Source organism: Plantactinospora sp. WMMC1484, assembly GCF_049315195.1.
GTDB lineage: Bacteria > Actinomycetota > Actinomycetes > Mycobacteriales > Micromonosporaceae > Plantactinospora.
This window is the reverse complement of record NZ_CP186055.1, coordinates 5,735,896-5,751,758: the sequence shown is the minus strand read 5'-3', so window position 1 is coordinate 5,751,758 and position 15,863 is coordinate 5,735,896. Positions and strand designations below refer to the sequence as shown.

Below are 15,863 nucleotides of genomic sequence, written 5' to 3'. Positions count from 1 at the left end.
CGTCGCCGACGGTGGTCCGGAGTGTCTGGCTCCCGACCCGCGACCGCGGGCCGGTGACAGTGGCGGGACCGCCCCGGACTCGCACCGGGTTCCTCCGGGTCCACCGCGTGATGCTCTTCTCGCTCGTCTCGCCGCCGGCCGGCGGCGAGGACACCGACTCTACGATGAGCCGGTGCCCACCCCCGCCACCGCGTCCGCCCGGCCACCGGAGGACCGCTGCCCCGGCGCGCTCCGGGCGCACCGGGCCGCCGACGGGCTTCTGGTCCGGGTGCGGCTCCCCGGCGGCCAACTCCGCCCCGAACAGTTGCGGGTCCTCGCCGGGCTGGCCGAGGTGGAGGCCGGCGGCGGCCTGGAGCTGACCTCCCGGGCGAACCTCCAGCTCCGCGCCCTCCCCGACGACGCCGCGGTACGCCGGGTCGCCGACCGGATCGCCGCCGCCGGGCTGCTGCCCACCGCCACCCACGAGCGGGTCCGCAACCTGCTCGCCTCGCCGCTGAGCGGGCGCGACCGGGCCGGGCGGCTCGACGTACGCCCGCTGGTGCGGGACCTCGACGCGGCGCTGCGTGGTGCCGCCGACCTGGCGTCGCTGAGCGGCCGGTTCCTCTTCGCCCTCGACGACGGCCGGCACGACGTTGCCGCCCTCGGTGCCGACCTCTGCTGGACCGGCGGCTCCGGGGTCCTCTGGCTGGCCGGCACCGACACCGGGCTGCGCGCCGGTCCGCCGGACGCCGTCGAGCTGCTGATCGCCGCCGCCCGGGCCTTCCTCCGGGTACGCGGCGACCGCCGCGACCTGTGGCGGCTCGCGGACCTGCTGGACGGGCCGGCGCAGGTCACCGCCGCCCTCGACCGTCCGGCTGAGACGCCGGACGACGCGCGCCCGACCCGGGCGGAGAGGCTGCCGGTGGTCAGGCGGGATCGTCCGACACCGGTCGGCGCCCACCCCGGCGGTGTGGCGGTGGCCGGCGCGCGGTTCGGCCGGTTGACCGCCGACCAGGCCAGGCTGCTGGCCGGCATCGCCACCACGGACGAGATCATCGTCACCCCGTGGCGCAGCCTGGTGCTCGACACGGACGGACCGGATATCGTCGGCCGGCTGGCCGCGGCCGGGCTGTTGGTCGACCCGGCGTCGCCGTGGCTCGGGGTGACCGCCTGCACCGGCCGGCCCGGCTGCGGCAGCGCCCTGGCCGACGTGCGGCGGGACGTCACCGAGGCGCTGACCGCCCCGGCCGTGCCGGGCGGCACGGATCCGCCCGTCGGGGCCGACGTGTCGGTCGGCACGGATCCGCCGGTCGGGGCCGACGTGTCGGTCGGCACGGATCCGCCGGTCGGGGCCGACGTGTCGGTCGGCACGGATCCGCCGGTCGGCGAGCCGCTGCCGGTGCACGTCGTCGGATGTGACCGCTGCTGCGGCAGGCCGGCCGGGGAGGCCGTGCTGGCGGTCGCCACCGGCACCGGATACCGGATCGAGGCGGGCGGCCAGAGCTGGCACGGGACCCCACCGGCCGCCCTGGCCGCGCGGGCAGGAAGGCAGACGTGAGCTACGAGTACGTCCGCGACGGCGCGGAGATCTACCGGCGGTCGTTCGCGACGATCCGGTCCGAGGCCGACCTCTCCGGGCTGCCACCGGAGATCGCCCCGGTGGTGGTCCGGATGATCCACGCCTGTGGCAGCGTCGACCTGGTCGACGACGTCGAGGTCTCGGCCGACCTGGTGCGGGCCGGCCGGGTGGCGCTGCGGGCCGGAGCGCCGATCCTCTGCGACGCGGCGATGGTCGCCGCCGGCATCACCCGGGCCCGGCTGCCCCGGGACAACGAGGTGCTCTGCACGCTCCGCCGCCCCGAGGTGCCCGAACTCGCCCGGCGGCTCGGCACCACCCGCAGCGCGGCGGCCCTGGAACTCTGGCGGGACCGGCTCGACGGCGCCGTGGTGGCGGTCGGCAACGCCCCCACCGCCCTGTTCCGGCTGCTGGAGATGCTCGACGAGGGTGCCGCCCGGCCGGCGGCCATCGTCGGCGTGCCGGTCGGCTTCGTCGGCGCCGTCGAGTCGAAGCAGGCACTGGCCGCGCACGGCGCCGGAGTGCCCTACCTGGTGGTGCACGGTCGGCGCGGCGGCAGCGCCATCACCGCCGCCGCCGTCAACGCGATCGCGAGCGAGGTCGAGTGAGCGCGACGGTGGGCGAGAGCGGCCCGGACACCGCGGGCGGCGAGCGGCCGGACGGTCGGCGGCCGGGGACGCTGCGCGGTGTCGGTGTCGGCCCCGGCGACCCCGAACTGGTGACGGTGAAGGCCGCCCGGCTGATCGGCGCCGCCGACGTGGTCGCCTACTACTCGGCCCGGCACGGCCGCAGCATCGCCCGGAGCATCGCCGAGCCCTACCTGCGGGAGGGGCAGCGGTACGAGCCGCTGGTCTACCCGGTCACCACCGAGACCACCGACCATCCGGGCGGCTACGAGGCGGCGATCACCGAGTTCTACGACGCCAGCGCCGAACGGCTGGCCGGGCACCTCGCCGCCGGCCGGGACGTGGTGGTCATCTGCGCGGGCGACCCGATGTTCTACGGCTCCTACATGTATCTGCACGAGCGGCTGGCACACCGGTTCCCCGCCGAGGTGGTACCCGGGGTCACCTCGATCAGCGCCGCCACCGCCGTACTCGGCCGGCCGCTGGTCGAGCGGGACGAGGTGCTCACCGTACTGCCGGGCACCCTGCCGGCCGACGAGCTGACCCGGCGGCTGGCCGACACCGACGCCGCCGCCGTACTGAAACTGGGGCGGACGTTTCCGCAGGTACGGGCGGCGTTCGAGGATGCCGGACGGCTGGACGCCGCCTGGTACGTCGAGCGCGCCACGGGCCGGGACGGGCGGGAGTTGCCGCTGGCCGAGGTCGAGCCGGCCGGGGTGCCCTACTTCTCGCTGGCGGTGCTGACCAGCCCCACCGGCGCCGCCGTGGCCGCGGGTGTCGGCCCGGGCGGCAGCGGCGGGCCCGGGGCGGGCCGCCGGGGCGGCGGGGCGGTTGTGCCGACCGGCGGCGTGACGGTGGTCGGCCTCGGCCCCGCCGGCAGTCGCTGGCTCACCCCCGAAACGAGCCAGGCGTTACGCGAGGCGGAGCACCTGGTCGGCTACGGCCCGTACGTCGACCGGGTGCCGCACCGTCCCGGCCAGCACCGGCACACCTCCGGTAACCAGGTCGAGATCGACCGGGCCCGGCACGCCCTGGAACTCGCCCTCTCCGGCGCCCGGGTCGCCGTGGTCTCCTCCGGTGACCCCGGGGTCTTCGCGATGGCAACGGCGGTGCTGGAGGTCGCCACCACCGACGAGCGGTTCGGCGTCGTCCCGGTACGGGTGCTGCCCGGCCTGACCGCCGCGCAGGCCGCAGCGAGCCGGATCGGTGCCCCGCTCGGTCACGACTTCGCGGTGCTCTCCCTGTCGGACCGGTTGAAACCCTGGGCGGTGATCGAGCGGCGGTTGGCCGCGGCTGCCGCCGCCGATCTGGTGCTGGCGCTCTACAATCCGGCGTCGGCCAGCCGGCGCCGGCAGGTCGAGGCGGCCCGGCAGACCCTGCTCCGGCACCGGCAACCGGGCACCCCGGTGGTGATCGCCCGGGACGTCGGGCGGCCGGGGGAGCGGGTCACCGTCGTGCCGCTGGCCGACCTCGACCCAGCCGAGGTCGACATGCGCTGCCTCCTGATCGTCGGTTCCTCCACCACCCGATGGGACCGGCGCGCCGACGGCTCGACCGTCGTCTGGACGCCCCGCAGCTATCCGGGCTGACCGCCGGCACGGCCCCGGGCCCACCCGCTCGTCGAGCTGAGTTTCGTCGAGCTGAGTCCGGTGCTCGTCGGGGTGAATCCGGATTGAAGCTGGCCGGGGCGAGGCTGTGTCGACCGCACCTTCGACGGGGGGGTGTCGAGCCGGAAGGAGAGCTGGGGATGGTCCGGAGAGGATTGATGACGGTCGTGGCGTTGGGCGGGCTGCTCGTGGCCGGGCTGGCGGCCGGCGGACCAGCCGTGGCGGCTGTGCCGGCGGCCGGGGTCGAGCGGGCTGTGCCGGCGGCCGGGGTCGAGCGGGCCGTGCCGGCCGCCGGAGCCGAGCGGGCCGTGACGGCGGACGAGTGGGTGGGTCCGATCGACCAGTGGACGACGTTCCCGTTCGAGGATGGCTGGGAGATCTGCAACCGGACGGGGCAGATCGGGGTGGCCTTCGGGGCGTACAAGGCGTACGAGTGCCGCGACAACGGCTGGTGGACCACCTACCTGTACGTCCAGTACTACCCGTGATCCGCGCAGCGTCACCGGGCGGTCTGCGGGGACCGCCCGGCGCCGGGCCGGGCCGGCGGCAGCGCCGTCTCCAGCCAGGCGAGCGCCGCGGTGACCTCGGTGACCATCGCCGGCAGCGGGACCGGGGCCGGCCGGTCCACCAGCACCACGGGCAGCCCCAGGTCGCGGGCGGCAGCCAGCTTCGCCGCCGTGTACGCGCCGCCGCTGTCCTTGCTCACCAATACGTCGATCCGGTGCGTCACCAGCAGTTCCCGTTCCGCCGCGACCTCGTACGGGCCCCGGTCGCGCAGCACCGTCACGTTGCCCGGCAGGGGCATCGCCGGATCGTCGACCACCCGCACCAGCAGCCAGTTTCCGGTCAGGTGCAGGAAGGCGTCCAGGCCCTGCCGGCCGGTGGTGACGAAGGCCCGGCGGCCCAGCCGGGGCACGAGGGCCGCCGCGGCGGCGAGATCCGGCACCCGGTGCCAGTGGTCCCCGGGGCCCGCCGTCCAGCCGGGACGCTCCAACCGCAGGTACGGCACCCCGGTCGCCCCGGCCGCCTCGACCGCCGACACCCGCATCCGGGCCGCGTACGGATGGGTGGCGTCCACCAGGGCGTCGACCCGGTGCTCGGTCAGCCATCGGGTGAGTCCGGCCGGCCCGCCGAACCCGCCGATCCGGACCTGTCCGGCCGGCAGCCGGGGATCGGCGACCCGGCCGGCCAGCGAGGAGACCACCACCGTGCCGGGGCGGTCGACCAGTGCGGCGGCCAGATCCCGCGCCTCGGCCGTGCCGCCCAGCAGCAGCACCCGGGTCGTCACGGCGCGACCGTATCGGCCGCTCCGGCCTGGGACAACCGGGCGGCCGTCGGCTCGTGACCTCCACCACCTCCGTTACCGCCGTGCCGGGCGACGCTGTTCCCGGTCCCCGTGCGCCGGCCCGCACCGCGCGGTGGCCGGCGGACGCACCGGTTGACCGGCGGGTACGGCCCGGATACCGTCAACTTGCCATCTGCGGCGGTGTGAGGGAAGCCGGTGCAAGTCCGGCGCGGTCGCGCCACTGTGAGCGGTCCGGGGCGATGCCTCGGGTGCCGCGAGCCAGGACGCTCGGCCGTCGCAGCCTGTCGAAGGGGACGCGTCATCCCCGAGGAGGTCCCACGCGCATGTCCAGCCCCACTCCGGCCCGGCCGCTCGCCCACCCGGCGGTCTCCGCCCGGCTACTGTGGACGGCGCTCGCCGTCGTCGCCGTGCTCGCCCTGCTCACCTACCTGGTCGCGTTCGACCAGGGGGCCGTCTCCCGCAGCGGGATGTTCCTGCACGAGTTGATGCACGACGGCCGGCACCTGCTCGGCGTACCCTGCCACTGATCGGGCGACCGCCGTGCCGAACTTCTTCGCACTGCTGCTGCGTGGCCTGCTCGCAGGTCTGGTCGCCGGTCTGGTCGCCGGGACCTTCGCCTACGTCGCGGGCGAGCCGCGGGTCGACGCCGCGATCGCCATCGAGGAACAGGCGGCCGCTTCCGAGCCCGGGGCCGGGGGCGACCATCACGCCGAGGACGAGGCGCTGGTCAGCCGCGACGGGCAGCGGGCCGGCCTCTTCCTGGCCACCGGCCTCTTCGGTGCCGCGATGGGGGGCCTGCTCGCCATCGGGTACGTCCTGCTCCGCCGCCGGCTGCGGACCGCCGACGACGGCCAAGCGGCGCTGCTGCTCGCCGGTGCGGCACTGCTCGGCGCCGTGATCGTGCCGTTCGGCAAGTATCCGGCGAACCCACCGGCCGTCGGTAACCCGGACACCATCAACCAGCGCACCGGCAGCTACCTGCTGTTGGTGCTCCTCGGCCTGGTGGCCGTCTGGGCCGCCGCCCTCGGCCACCGCTCGGTCCGCCCGTCCGCGCCGTACGGGCTGCGGGCCGCGGCGGCGGTCGGCGGGTTCCTGCTGGTCACGGCGGTCGCGTACACCGTGCTGCCGTCCTTTTCGGAGGTGCCGGACGACTTCCCGGCCACCCTGCTCTGGGAGTTCCGGATCGCCTCGCTCGGCACCCAGGTGGTGCTCTGGACCGGTATCGGGCTGCTCTTCGCCATCCTGGTCGGCCGGGGTGGCCGGACCTTCCGGTCGGCGGGCCGGGACGGGCCGGCCGTCGACGGCGGCTCGACCGTCGGGGACGGGCCGGCCGTCGAGGGCGGCTCGACCGGACCGGGGCGGCCCGCCGGGATGCCGGAGGGGGCGGACGCGCCGGCAGGGCGGTGAGCCGGACCAGCCTGCACCTGGTCGCCCACGCGCACACCGCCGCCCTGCGCCGCGCGGTCTTCGGCGGCGGTGACGAGGGGCTGGACTTCGGGGGCCTGCGGGCGGCCCGCGCACTGGCCCCGGCCGGGCCGGGGCGGCCCGGGCCGTTCGGCCGGGTCGACACCTGCCTGAGCACCCCGGCCGAGGCGGGCCGGCAGACCGCGTACGCGCTGGGTCTGCGCCCCGTCGCGGAGCCGGCGCTGGCCGACTGTGACTACGGCCGGTGGACCGGGCGTCCGCTGACCGAGGTCGTCACCGGTGAGCCGGAGGCGCTGCGGAACTGGCTCACGGAGCCGCAGGCGGCGCCGCACGGCGGTGAGTCCGTCGCCATGCTGCTGGAGCGGATAGACCGCTGGTTGGCCGGGCAACTCGACCGGGGCGGCCGGCTCGTCGCCGTCACCCATCCGGTGGTGCTCCGCGCCGCGCTGGTCCGGGCGCTGCGGCTGCCCGCCGCCACCTTCTGGCGGCTGGACGTGGCTCCGCTGGCGGTCGTCCGGCTGGCCGGGGACGGGCAGGACTGGCGGCTCCGGCTGACCGCCGCCGTCCCCGAACCGGAGGATCTCGTCCCCGACGGAGCGAGATAGCGGCAGGCGCTGGCGACCCTCGGCCGCCGGCCGGCACCGGGCGGCCCGGCCGACCCGGTTAGCGCCGTCAGGCTTCGGACACCGCGCCCGGCGGCCCGGCGGTCGTCCGCTATCGGCCACCGGCCCCGCCTTGACAAGCTCGCGTGGCATCCACAATCCTCGGTTGATTGTATCGTTTCAGCCCCGGTCGCACCCTCGCCCACCACAGACCGGGTCGTATGCATATTTGGAGACCCATGAGTTCTCGAACCAGGGGAAAGCGCATTCTCGCAACCCTGTCCCGGGCCGCCGTCGCGGGCGTCTCGGTGACCGCGTTGCTGCTCGGCACCCCGGCCGCCGTCGCCGCCCAGCCGAGCGGTTCCGGCCACCGTCCGGCCGGACCGCGCCTCGAACGCCTTGACCGCGGCCTGGTCGCGGTCGCCACCACCGACGGCGTCTTCCTGAGCTGGCGGCTGCTGGGTGCCGAGGCCACCGGACGCGGCAGCACCGGCCTGACCGGAGCCGACTTCCACGTCTACCGGAACGGACGGCGGATCGCGACCGTCACCGACAGCACCAACTACCTCGACCGCGCCGGCACGGCCAACGCGAAATACCAGGTCGCGGCCGTGCTCCGTGGCCGGCCGGCTGGCCGGAGCGCACCGGTCTCACCGTGGGCCGACGGCCATCGGGACCTGCCGCTGCGTAAACCCGCCGACGGGGTGACCCCGACCGGTGAGACCTACACCTACTCGGCGAACGACCTCAGCGTCGGTGACGTCGACGGCGACGGGCAGTACGAGTACGTCGTCAAGTGGGACCCGTCGAACTCCAAGGACGTCTCCCAGGTCGGCTACACCGGCGAGGTCTACATCGACACCTACGAGCTCGACGGCACCCTGCTGCACCGCGTCTCGCTCGGCGTCAACATCCGGGCCGGTGCGCACTACACGCAGTTCCTGGTCTACGACTTCGACGGCGACGGCCGCGCCGAGATGATGTTCAAGACCGCTCCCGGCACCAAGGTCACCCGGTACGACCGTCGTGGCCGGGCCGTCTCCGAGCGGTACATCACGATGCCCCGCGAGGACGTGCGGGCCGGATACTCGCACAGCGACGACTACCGGCTCAGCCCGGAGGAGTACCGGCAGAAGCTGGTCGACCTCTTCCTCGGCTGGCACCGGCATCCGGAGGTGGTGGCCGGACGCTGGCCGGCAACCCTGGAGGAGGCCTTCGGTATCGCGCCGGCGTACAGTTACCCGCTCGCCCGGCCCGACGCCGAGGCGCTGGTCGACTACTTCATCGACGTGTACGCACCGGCCCGGAGCAGCCGTAACGCGCTCCGGTCGTTCCAGGGTTTCATCGTGGACGGTCCGGAATACCTCACCGTCTTCGACGGATCGACCGGCCGCGAGCTGCAGACCATCCACTACAAGCCCGGCCGGCACGACGACGGGCTGATGTGGGGCGACTACGCGATGAGCCGGATCGAGCCGGGCAACCGGGTCGACCGGTTCCTGGCCGGCGTGGCGTACCTGGACGGCCGCCACCCGTCGGCGATCTTCGCCCGGGGCTACTACACCAGGGCTACCCTGGTCGCCTACCGCTGGGACGGCCGGCGGCTGCGCGAGGACTGGTACGTCGACAGCGGCTGGGTGCCGATGACCAACCCGTTCAACGACGGCCCGCACGGCCGGGAGGGGACCGACCCGGAGCACGGCACCCTGACCACCCAGGGCGCGCACTCGCTGAGCGTCGCCGACGTGGACGCCGACGGCAAGCAGGAGATCATCTACGGCAGCGCCACCATCGACCACGACGGCAGCCTGCTCTACAGCTCCTACGGGGTCCTGCCACCCGGCAGCGCCGATCCGGGCGCGCGGGCCAAGCTCGGGCACGGCGACGCGATGCACGTCACCGACATCGACCCGGCCCGGCCCGGGCTGGAGATCTTCATGGTGCACGAGGGCGCGAGCTGGGCGCCGTACGGCTACGCGCTGCGGGACGCCGAGACCGGCGAGGTGATCTACGGCGGTTACACCGGGGTCGACACCGGGCGCGGCATGGTCGGCGACGTGGTGCCGGAGGAGCCGGGGTTGGAGACCTGGGCGACGGTCGTCGGTGGCCAGCCGGACGGGCCGGGTCTGCGTACCGCCGACGGTGAACTGCTGAGCACGGTGATCCCGGGGACGAACCAGAGCATCAGGTGGGCGGCGGACATGACCACCCAGATCGTCAACGGTGCCGGGGACGTCACCCCGAGCATCGACGACTGGCGGCGCGGCCGGCTGCTCACCGCCGAGGGCACCCGGACCAACAACGGTACGAAGGGCAACCCCGGGCTGGTCGCCGACATTCTCGGCGACTGGCGCGAGGAGCTGCTGACCCGGACCCTGGACAGCTCGGCAATCCGGATCCACCTGAGCACCGAACTGACCGACCGCAAGCTCTACACCCTGATGCACGATCCGCAGTACCGGGTCGAGGTGGCCCGGCAGCAGACCACCTACAACCAGCCGTCGTACCCGAGCTTCTACCTCGGCTCGGACCTCGACTGGTCCCGGGTGCCGCTGCCGCGTCGCTGACCGGCACCCGAAAAGCACCGGGGAAGACCGGCCGGAGCAGGCGGGACCCGGCGCCGCACGGCGGCGCCGGGTCCCGGCGTGCCGGGGCCGGGCGCGGTGTCCCGAGACGACAGGGCGCCGGATCCGGCAGGCCCGGGAACCGGACGGTGGAGGCGCGGCTCGTCCCCGGTGGAGGTGGTCCACGATGCGCGCCCGTCGCACCCTCGCCGCCGTCGCCGCGACCCTGGTCGGGCTGGCCGGCACCCTGCTCCTCGCACCGGCACCCGCCCTGGCCGGCAACTGGGCGGTCACGCTGCTGGATCCGCTGCCGGAGCGGCTGGAGCCGGGTCGCGCCTACACGGTCGGTCTCTGGGTGCTCCAGCACGGCTTCCATCCGTTCGAGGGTGAGCTCGGACCCGTCGCGCTGCGGCTCGTCGATCGCGACGGCGAGTCGGTGTCGTTCCCGGCGGCGGTGCTGCCGGAGCCGGCCCATTACGCCGCGGCCGTCGCGGTCCCGCATCCCGGCGTCTGGACGGTGGTGGCCGAGCAGGGCGGGTTCCCCGACTACCATGTCGGGACGCTGACCGTCCCCGGCGGGCTGGCGGTGCTCGGTGTGCCGGCACCGCTGCGACCGGTCGAGACCGCGAAACACTGGCCCGGCCCGATCCGACCGCCGGCGGTCCAGGTCGACCAGGACCGGAACCCGTTCAGCGTGCTGACCGGAGCGGCGGCGGAGGGGAGCGGTATGGCGGCGGAGGGAAGCGGTGCGGCCGTGCCGGCCGGATCCCGGGTGGCGCCGGAACCGGCCGCCGACACCTCGCGGCGGAGCATGCTTGTCGCCGGCACGCTGTTGGCGGCGGCGCTCGTCGGACTCGGGCTCGTCGCGGCGCGTCGGCGGCTCAGTCCAGTTCGGGCAGCAGGCCCTGTTCCCGCAGTTGCTGACAGTGCAGCTCCGGTGGTGGTTCCGGATCCCGGTCGGACGGACGGGGTCCCTCCGGGCCGTCCGGACCGATCCGGACGAACCGCTCGACCCGGGTCACCCGGCAGCGCACACCCTTGATCTCGAACTCGTCGGTGCGGGGCGCCTCGAACTCCTCCAGCGCCCTGGTGTAGGCGGCGCTGATCTCCTCCAGTGTGGCGTCCTCGTGCGGGACTACGTCGCTGAACCGGAAGGCCGCGGAGTCCCGGGCCGCCTGTGGCGTGGGGTAGGTGGCGGACGACCGGGGCTGCCAGGTCTGGTCCAGATACTCGCCGATGGTGAAGACGACCGGCAGCAGCACCACGTTCGGATGGGTGACCAGTGCCCGGCGCGAGTCGGCCCGTACGTCGTCGGCGACGATCCCGGCCTTGTAGAAGGCGGGCGCCATCTCGATCCGCAACAGCCCGTCGGAGAGGCCGGTGGTGGCGGCCGGATCGATGACGAAGCCGTCCTCCGGTGGCGGCACGTCCCTCGTCTGGCCGGCCGGGTACGGATCCGGGTCGGTGGGCCGGGGCGGCTCGGGACCGTCCGGTCCCATCCGGATGAAGGGCTGGACCCGGATGATCCGGTAGCGGCGGCCGTGCACGGTGAGGTCGTCGACCACCTCCCAGTCGAGCAGCCGGATCGCCGCCTGGTATTCCCGTCGTTCGGCCGCGTGGTCGGCGGTCTCCGGCGTCCTGCTGCGCAGCCGGCGGAGGTGCGAGCCGAGCGCGTCGCGGCTGCCCTGTGGATGGTCGCCGCTGAGGCTGAGGATCCGCCAGCCGCCGGCCACCTCCTCGGCGTGCCCGAAGACCGGCGTACCCCACATCAACTTCGGATAGGCGATCGAACGGCGCCGGGCGTCGTCCTCGGAGACCGCCGACACCGGATCGCCCTGCTGCGCGATCCGGATCAGCAGATGGTCCGGCACCTGCCTACCGTGATGAGTCATGCACGCAGTGTGCCCCGACGGTTTCGGTTTTTCAGCGTCCGGCGCTCCGAGACGCGTGACAACGTGGGTACAGATTGTCGCCACCGCCGGTTCGGCCGGTTCTGCGCCGGGCCGCTCGGAAGCGTAGCTAAGTTCCTATCCTCCTAGGACACCGTGCCGGTAGTGCGGCGAGTCACATCGATCGCGGTGGAAGCGTTGACGTCCCGATAGCACGACGGTAACCTTTGGCCAACCTTCCGCAAGAACAGAGCAGATCACTGCTAAATCTGCTACTGGAGACCGGAACTTCCGTACTAGATCGGCCCTGTCGGCTTCCGGACAACCGGACCGGCTGCGCGGTCCCCGCCCGACCGCAATCCCGGCAACCCCCACCACCGTGCCCGTGGCCACGCCACCGGCAGAACCGTCCACAGCGAAAAGGACAGTGATGAGACGCTCAGATCTGGTCCCGGTGACGGCGGCGGCGGTCGCCGCTGCTGTGCTCGCCGCACTCGGGGCGCCCGCCGCGCCCGCGGTAGCCGCACCCGCCCCGGCAGACCAACACACCGCCCTCGCAGGCCAACACACCGCCCCGGCACGCCAACAGACCGTTGCGGCCGAGCGGCTCGGCCGGCCTGACACCGCCGCCGAGCTGGCGGAGGTCAACCTCGCCCAGGGACGCCCGACCCAGGCCAGCGGCCACGCCGACGTCTACGACCCGTCCCGGGCCGTCGACGGCAACCAGGGTAGCTACTGGGAGAGCGTGAACCACGCCTTTCCACAGTGGATACAGGTCGACCTCGGCTCGTCGGTACCGGTCAACCGGGTCGTCCTGAAGCTGCCCACCGCCGGCTGGGGCACCCGTACCCAGACGCTTAGCGTGCGGGGCAGCACCAACGGCTCGTCCTTCGGCGACCTGGTGGCCTCCCGGACCTACACCTTCAACCCCGCGGTCGACGGCAACTCGGTGACGATCACCTTTGGGCAGGCCGGCACCCGCTATCTCCGCATCCATGTCACGGCGAACAGCGGATGGCCGGCCGGGCAGGTCTCCGAACTGGAGGTCTACGGCCCGGACGGTGGCGGCGGCACCGACACCACCCCGCCGGGAGTCCCCGGCACGCTCTCCTACACCGCGTCCGGGCAGTCGATCACCCTGAACTGGGGCGCCTCGACCGACAACCCCGGCGGCAGCGGCCTGGCCGGCTACAACGTCTACCGCAACGGGGCACAGGTCGCCTCGCTCGGCGCCGTGACCAGCTACACCGACACCCAGCCGGCCAGCGCCACCGTGTCGTACTTCGTGCGGGCCCGGGACGTGGCCGGCAACCTCTCCGGCAACAGCAACACCGTCACCCGTACCGGCAGCCAGCCGCCCGGCTGCACCAACGTGGCCCGGGGCAGGCCGGTCACCGCCACCGGCTCCACCTTCAGCTTCGTGCCGGCGAACGCCGTCGACGGCTCGCTCGGCACGTACTGGGAGGGGGCGCCGGGCTATCCGCAGAGCCTGACGGTGGCGCTCGGCGCCAACCACGCGATCACGGCCGTGCAGGTCAGGCTGAACCCCGATCCGGCCTGGGGGACCCGTACCCAGAACTTCCAGGTCCTCGGCCGGGACCAGGCCGCGACCGGATACACCAGCCTGGTGCCGGCGACGAACTACCAGTTCGTGCAGGGGAACAACGCGGTGACCATCCCGGTCACCGCCACCACGGCGGACCTGCGGCTCCAGTTCAACTCCAACACCGGCGCGCCCTCCGGCCAGGTCGCCGAGCTGGAGGTCTGCGGCACCCCCGCACCCAACCCGGACCTGGTGGTCGCCTCGACCACCTGGACGCCGGCCGCGCCGACCGAGACCACCCCGATCGTGCTCTCCGCCACCGTCCGCAACAGCGGGTCGGCGGCGGCCGCCGCGACCACGGTCAGCGTCAGCCTCGGTGGCACCGTCGCCGGCAGCGCCCCGGTCACCGCGCTGGCCGCCGGCGCCTCGGCCACCGTCACCGTCAACGCCGGCACCCGGCCGCAGGGCAGCTACCCGGTCACCTCGGTGGTCGACCCGACCAACGCGATAGTCGAGCAGAACGACGCCAACAACAGTTACACCGCGCCGTCGCCACTGGTGGTCGGCCAGGCGCCCGGCCCGGACCTGCAGGTGCTCGGCATCACCAGCAACCCGCCGAACCCGGCCGTCGGGGCGGCCGTCACCTTCACCGTGGCGGTCAACAACCGGGGCACCGTCGCGACCGGCGCCACCACCGTCACCCGGGTCACTGTCGGCGGCACCACGCTGAACGCCAACACCCCGTCGATCGCGGCCGGCGCCACGGTCAACGTGGCGATCGGCGGCAGCTGGACCGCCACCAGCGGCGGCGCGACCATCACCGCCACCGCCGACGCCACGAACACGGTCGCGGAGACCAACGAGGGCAACAACGTCCGCACCCAGTCGATCGTCGTCGGGCGCGGTGCGGCGGTGCCGTACGTCTCGTACGAGGCGGAGGCCGCCCGCTACCAGGGCACCCTGTTGGAGGCCGACCCGCTGCGTACCTTCGGGCACACCAACTTCGCCACCGAGTCCTCCGGACGCAGGTCGGTGCGGCTGAACAGCACCGGCCAGTTCGTCGAGTTCACCTCCACCAACGCGGCGAACTCGATCGTGGTGCGCAACTCCATCCCGGACGCGCCGGGCGGCGGCGGCATCGAGGCGACGATCAGCCTTTACGTCAACGACACCTTCCTGCGTAAGCTGACACTCTCCTCCCGGCACAGTTGGCTCTACGGCAACACCGACGACCCGGAGGGGCTGACCAACACCCCGCAGGCCGACGCGCGGCGGCTCTTCGACGAGGCGAACGCGCTGCTGAGCCAGTCGTACCCGGCCGGCACCCGGTTCCGGCTGCAACGCGACGCGAACGACAGCGCGCCGTTCTACGTCATCGACATGATCGACCTGGAGCAGGTCGCCCCGCCGACCAGCCAGCCGGCCGGCTGCACGTCGATCACCCAGTACGGTGCGGTGCCGAACGACGGGCTCGACGACACCGCCGCGATCCAGCGGGCGGTCACCGACGACCAGAACGGGGTGATCGGCTGCGTCTGGATCCCGCCGGGGCAGTGGCGGCAGGAGCAGAAGATCCTCACCGACGACCCGCTGGACCGGGGCCAGTGGAACCAGGTCGGGATCAGCAACGTCACCATCCGGGGCGCCGGGATGTGGCACTCCCAGCTCTACACCCTCACCGAGCCGCACCTGGTGGTCGGCGGGATCAACCACCCGCACGAGGGGAACTTCGGCTTCGACATCGACGACAACACCCAGATCTCCGACATCGCGATCTTCGGCTCGGGCCGGATCCGGGGTGGACCGGGCGGCGCCGAGGGCGGCGTGGGGCTCAACGGCCGGTTCGGCGAGAACACCCGGATCAGCAACGTCTGGATCGAGCACGCCAACGTGGGGGTCTGGGTCGGCCGGGACTACGACAACATCCCGGCGCTCTGGGGGCCCGGCGACGGGCTGGAGTTCACCGGGATGCGGATCCGCAACACCTATGCCGACGGGATCAACTTCACAAACGGCACCCGGAACTCGCGGGTCTTCAACTCGTCGTTCCGGAACACCGGTGACGACTCACTGGCGGTCTGGGCCAGCCGCTACGTCCGGGACACCTCGGTCGACGTCGGCCACTCCAACGCCTTCGTCAACAACACCATCCAGTTGCCCTGGCGGGCCAACGGCATCGCGATCTACGGCGGTTACGGCAACCGGATCGAGAACAACCTCATCTACGACACCATGAACTACCCGGGGATCATGCTCGCCACCGACCACGACCCGCTGCCCTTCTCCGGGCAGACGCTGATCGCCAACAACGGGCTCTACCGCACCGGTGGCGCCTTCTGGGGCGAGCAGCAGAAGTTCGGGGCGATCACGCTCTTCCCGGCGACCCGGGACATCGTCGGGGTCACCATCCGGGACACCGAGATCGTCGACTCGACGTACGACGGGATCCAGTTCAAGTCCGGCGGCGGCAACATGCCGGGCGTGGTGATCAGCAACGTCCGGATCGACCGGTCCAACAACGGCGCCGGGATCCTGGCGATGAACGGTGCACGCGGCAGCGCGACGCTGTCGAACGTCACCATCACCAACTCGGCCACCGGCAACATCGTGGTCGAGCCGGGATCGAGCTTCACCATCACCGGCGCCCAGCCGGCGCCCCGGCAACCGCGCAAACCGGCCGTCGACTGAGTTTCGGCCGGTCCCGGGTGCGCCTGCGGCCAGCACCACCGCAGGCGCACCCGGGTCG

11 protein-coding genes and 2 riboswitches are annotated in these 15,863 nt (G+C 73.4%); of the genes, 9 read left to right on the top strand and 2 right to left on the bottom strand.

Features of this window, described 5'->3' with window-relative positions; genetic code table 11:
* Nucleotides 1-19: 19 nt before the first annotated feature.
* Nucleotides 20-95: riboswitch (cobalamin riboswitch) on the bottom strand.
* A 77-nt stretch (nucleotides 96-172) separates the two neighbouring features.
* The 4 genes from ACN28C_RS24975 (at nucleotide 173) to ACN28C_RS24960 (ending at nucleotide 4,276) form a co-directional block, all read left to right on the top strand.
* The gene (locus ACN28C_RS24975; RefSeq protein ID WP_422769962.1) at nucleotides 173-1,537 is read left to right on the top strand and encodes a precorrin-3B synthase; all 1,365 of its coding nucleotides are present in this window, start codon (nucleotides 173-175) and stop codon (nucleotides 1,535-1,537) included.
* Complete coding sequence (locus ACN28C_RS24970) at nucleotides 1,534-2,163, top strand: precorrin-8X methylmutase (protein WP_422769961.1); 630 nt, start codon at nucleotides 1,534-1,536, stop codon at nucleotides 2,161-2,163. Before ACN28C_RS24975 ends, ACN28C_RS24970 begins: the two co-directional genes overlap by 4 nt.
* Nucleotides 2,160-3,770 carry a precorrin-2 C(20)-methyltransferase gene (locus ACN28C_RS24965; RefSeq protein ID WP_422769960.1) on the top strand — a complete coding sequence of 537 codons (1,611 nt, stop codon included), beginning with the start codon at nucleotides 2,160-2,162 and terminating at the stop codon, nucleotides 3,768-3,770. Before ACN28C_RS24970 ends, ACN28C_RS24965 begins: the two co-directional genes overlap by 4 nt.
* Before the next feature lie 158 nt (nucleotides 3,771-3,928).
* Nucleotides 3,929-4,276: a hypothetical protein gene (locus ACN28C_RS24960; protein ID WP_422769959.1), complete on the top strand. Its 348-nt coding sequence runs from the start codon at nucleotides 3,929-3,931 to the stop codon at nucleotides 4,274-4,276.
* Between the two features lie 11 nt (nucleotides 4,277-4,287).
* On the opposite strand, the gene ACN28C_RS24955 is transcribed toward ACN28C_RS24960, so the two are convergent.
* The gene (locus ACN28C_RS24955) at nucleotides 4,288-5,076 is read right to left on the bottom strand and encodes a cobalt-precorrin-6A reductase (RefSeq protein WP_422769958.1); all 789 of its coding nucleotides are present in this window, start codon (nucleotides 5,074-5,076) and stop codon (nucleotides 4,288-4,290) included.
* A 179-nt stretch (nucleotides 5,077-5,255) separates the two neighbouring features.
* Nucleotides 5,256-5,384: riboswitch (cobalamin riboswitch) on the top strand.
* 33 nt (nucleotides 5,385-5,417) lie between these two features.
* Here ACN28C_RS24955 and ACN28C_RS24950 point away from each other — a divergent pair.
* The 4 genes from ACN28C_RS24950 to ACN28C_RS24935 all read left to right on the top strand — a co-directional run bounded on the left by ACN28C_RS24950 (nucleotide 5,418) and on the right by ACN28C_RS24935 (nucleotide 9,688).
* The gene (locus tag ACN28C_RS24950; RefSeq protein ID WP_422769957.1) at nucleotides 5,418-5,621 is read left to right on the top strand and encodes a CbtB domain-containing protein; all 204 of its coding nucleotides are present in this window, start codon (nucleotides 5,418-5,420) and stop codon (nucleotides 5,619-5,621) included.
* 13 nt (nucleotides 5,622-5,634) lie between these two features.
* On the top strand, nucleotides 5,635-6,501 hold the full coding sequence (locus ACN28C_RS24945; protein ID WP_422769956.1) for a CbtA family protein: 867 nt from the start codon (nucleotides 5,635-5,637) through the stop codon (nucleotides 6,499-6,501).
* Nucleotides 6,498-7,124: a histidine phosphatase family protein gene (locus ACN28C_RS24940; protein ID WP_422769955.1), complete on the top strand. Its 627-nt coding sequence runs from the start codon at nucleotides 6,498-6,500 to the stop codon at nucleotides 7,122-7,124. The genes ACN28C_RS24945 and ACN28C_RS24940 overlap by 4 nt, the downstream gene beginning before the upstream one ends.
* Nucleotides 7,125-7,360: 236 nt before the next feature.
* Nucleotides 7,361-9,688 (top strand): rhamnogalacturonan lyase, encoded by a 2,328-nt coding sequence (locus ACN28C_RS24935; protein ID WP_422769954.1) that lies wholly within the window; start codon nucleotides 7,361-7,363, stop codon nucleotides 9,686-9,688.
* 878 nt (nucleotides 9,689-10,566) lie between these two features.
* Here ACN28C_RS24935 and ACN28C_RS24930 read toward each other — a convergent pair.
* Nucleotides 10,567-11,577 (bottom strand): DUF5954 family protein, encoded by a 1,011-nt coding sequence (locus ACN28C_RS24930; protein ID WP_422769953.1) that lies wholly within the window; start codon nucleotides 11,575-11,577, stop codon nucleotides 10,567-10,569.
* 427 nt (nucleotides 11,578-12,004) lie between these two features.
* Here ACN28C_RS24930 and ACN28C_RS24925 point away from each other — a divergent pair, with 427 nt between their 5' ends.
* A complete protein-coding gene (locus tag ACN28C_RS24925; protein WP_422769952.1) occupies nucleotides 12,005-15,805 on the top strand; it encodes a CARDB domain-containing protein in 3,801 nt (1,266 codons plus the stop codon).
* Nucleotides 15,806-15,863: the final 58 nt, after the last annotated feature.

Excerpts from the sequence above, each read along its gene's own strand:
- ACN28C_RS24960 (WP_422769959.1), top strand. The coding sequence starts at position 3,929 with ATGGTCCGGAGAGGATTGATGACGGTCGTGGCGTTGGGCGGGCTGCTC.
- ACN28C_RS24930 (WP_422769953.1), bottom strand. The coding sequence starts at position 11,577 with ATGACTCATCACGGTAGGCAGGTGCCGGACCATCTGCTGATCCGGATC.
- ACN28C_RS24935 (WP_422769954.1), top strand. The coding sequence starts at position 7,361 with ATGAGTTCTCGAACCAGGGGAAAGCGCATTCTCGCAACCCTGTCCCGG.
- ACN28C_RS24950 (WP_422769957.1), top strand. The coding sequence starts at position 5,418 with ATGTCCAGCCCCACTCCGGCCCGGCCGCTCGCCCACCCGGCGGTCTCC.
- ACN28C_RS24925 (WP_422769952.1), top strand. The coding sequence starts at position 12,005 with ATGAGACGCTCAGATCTGGTCCCGGTGACGGCGGCGGCGGTCGCCGCT.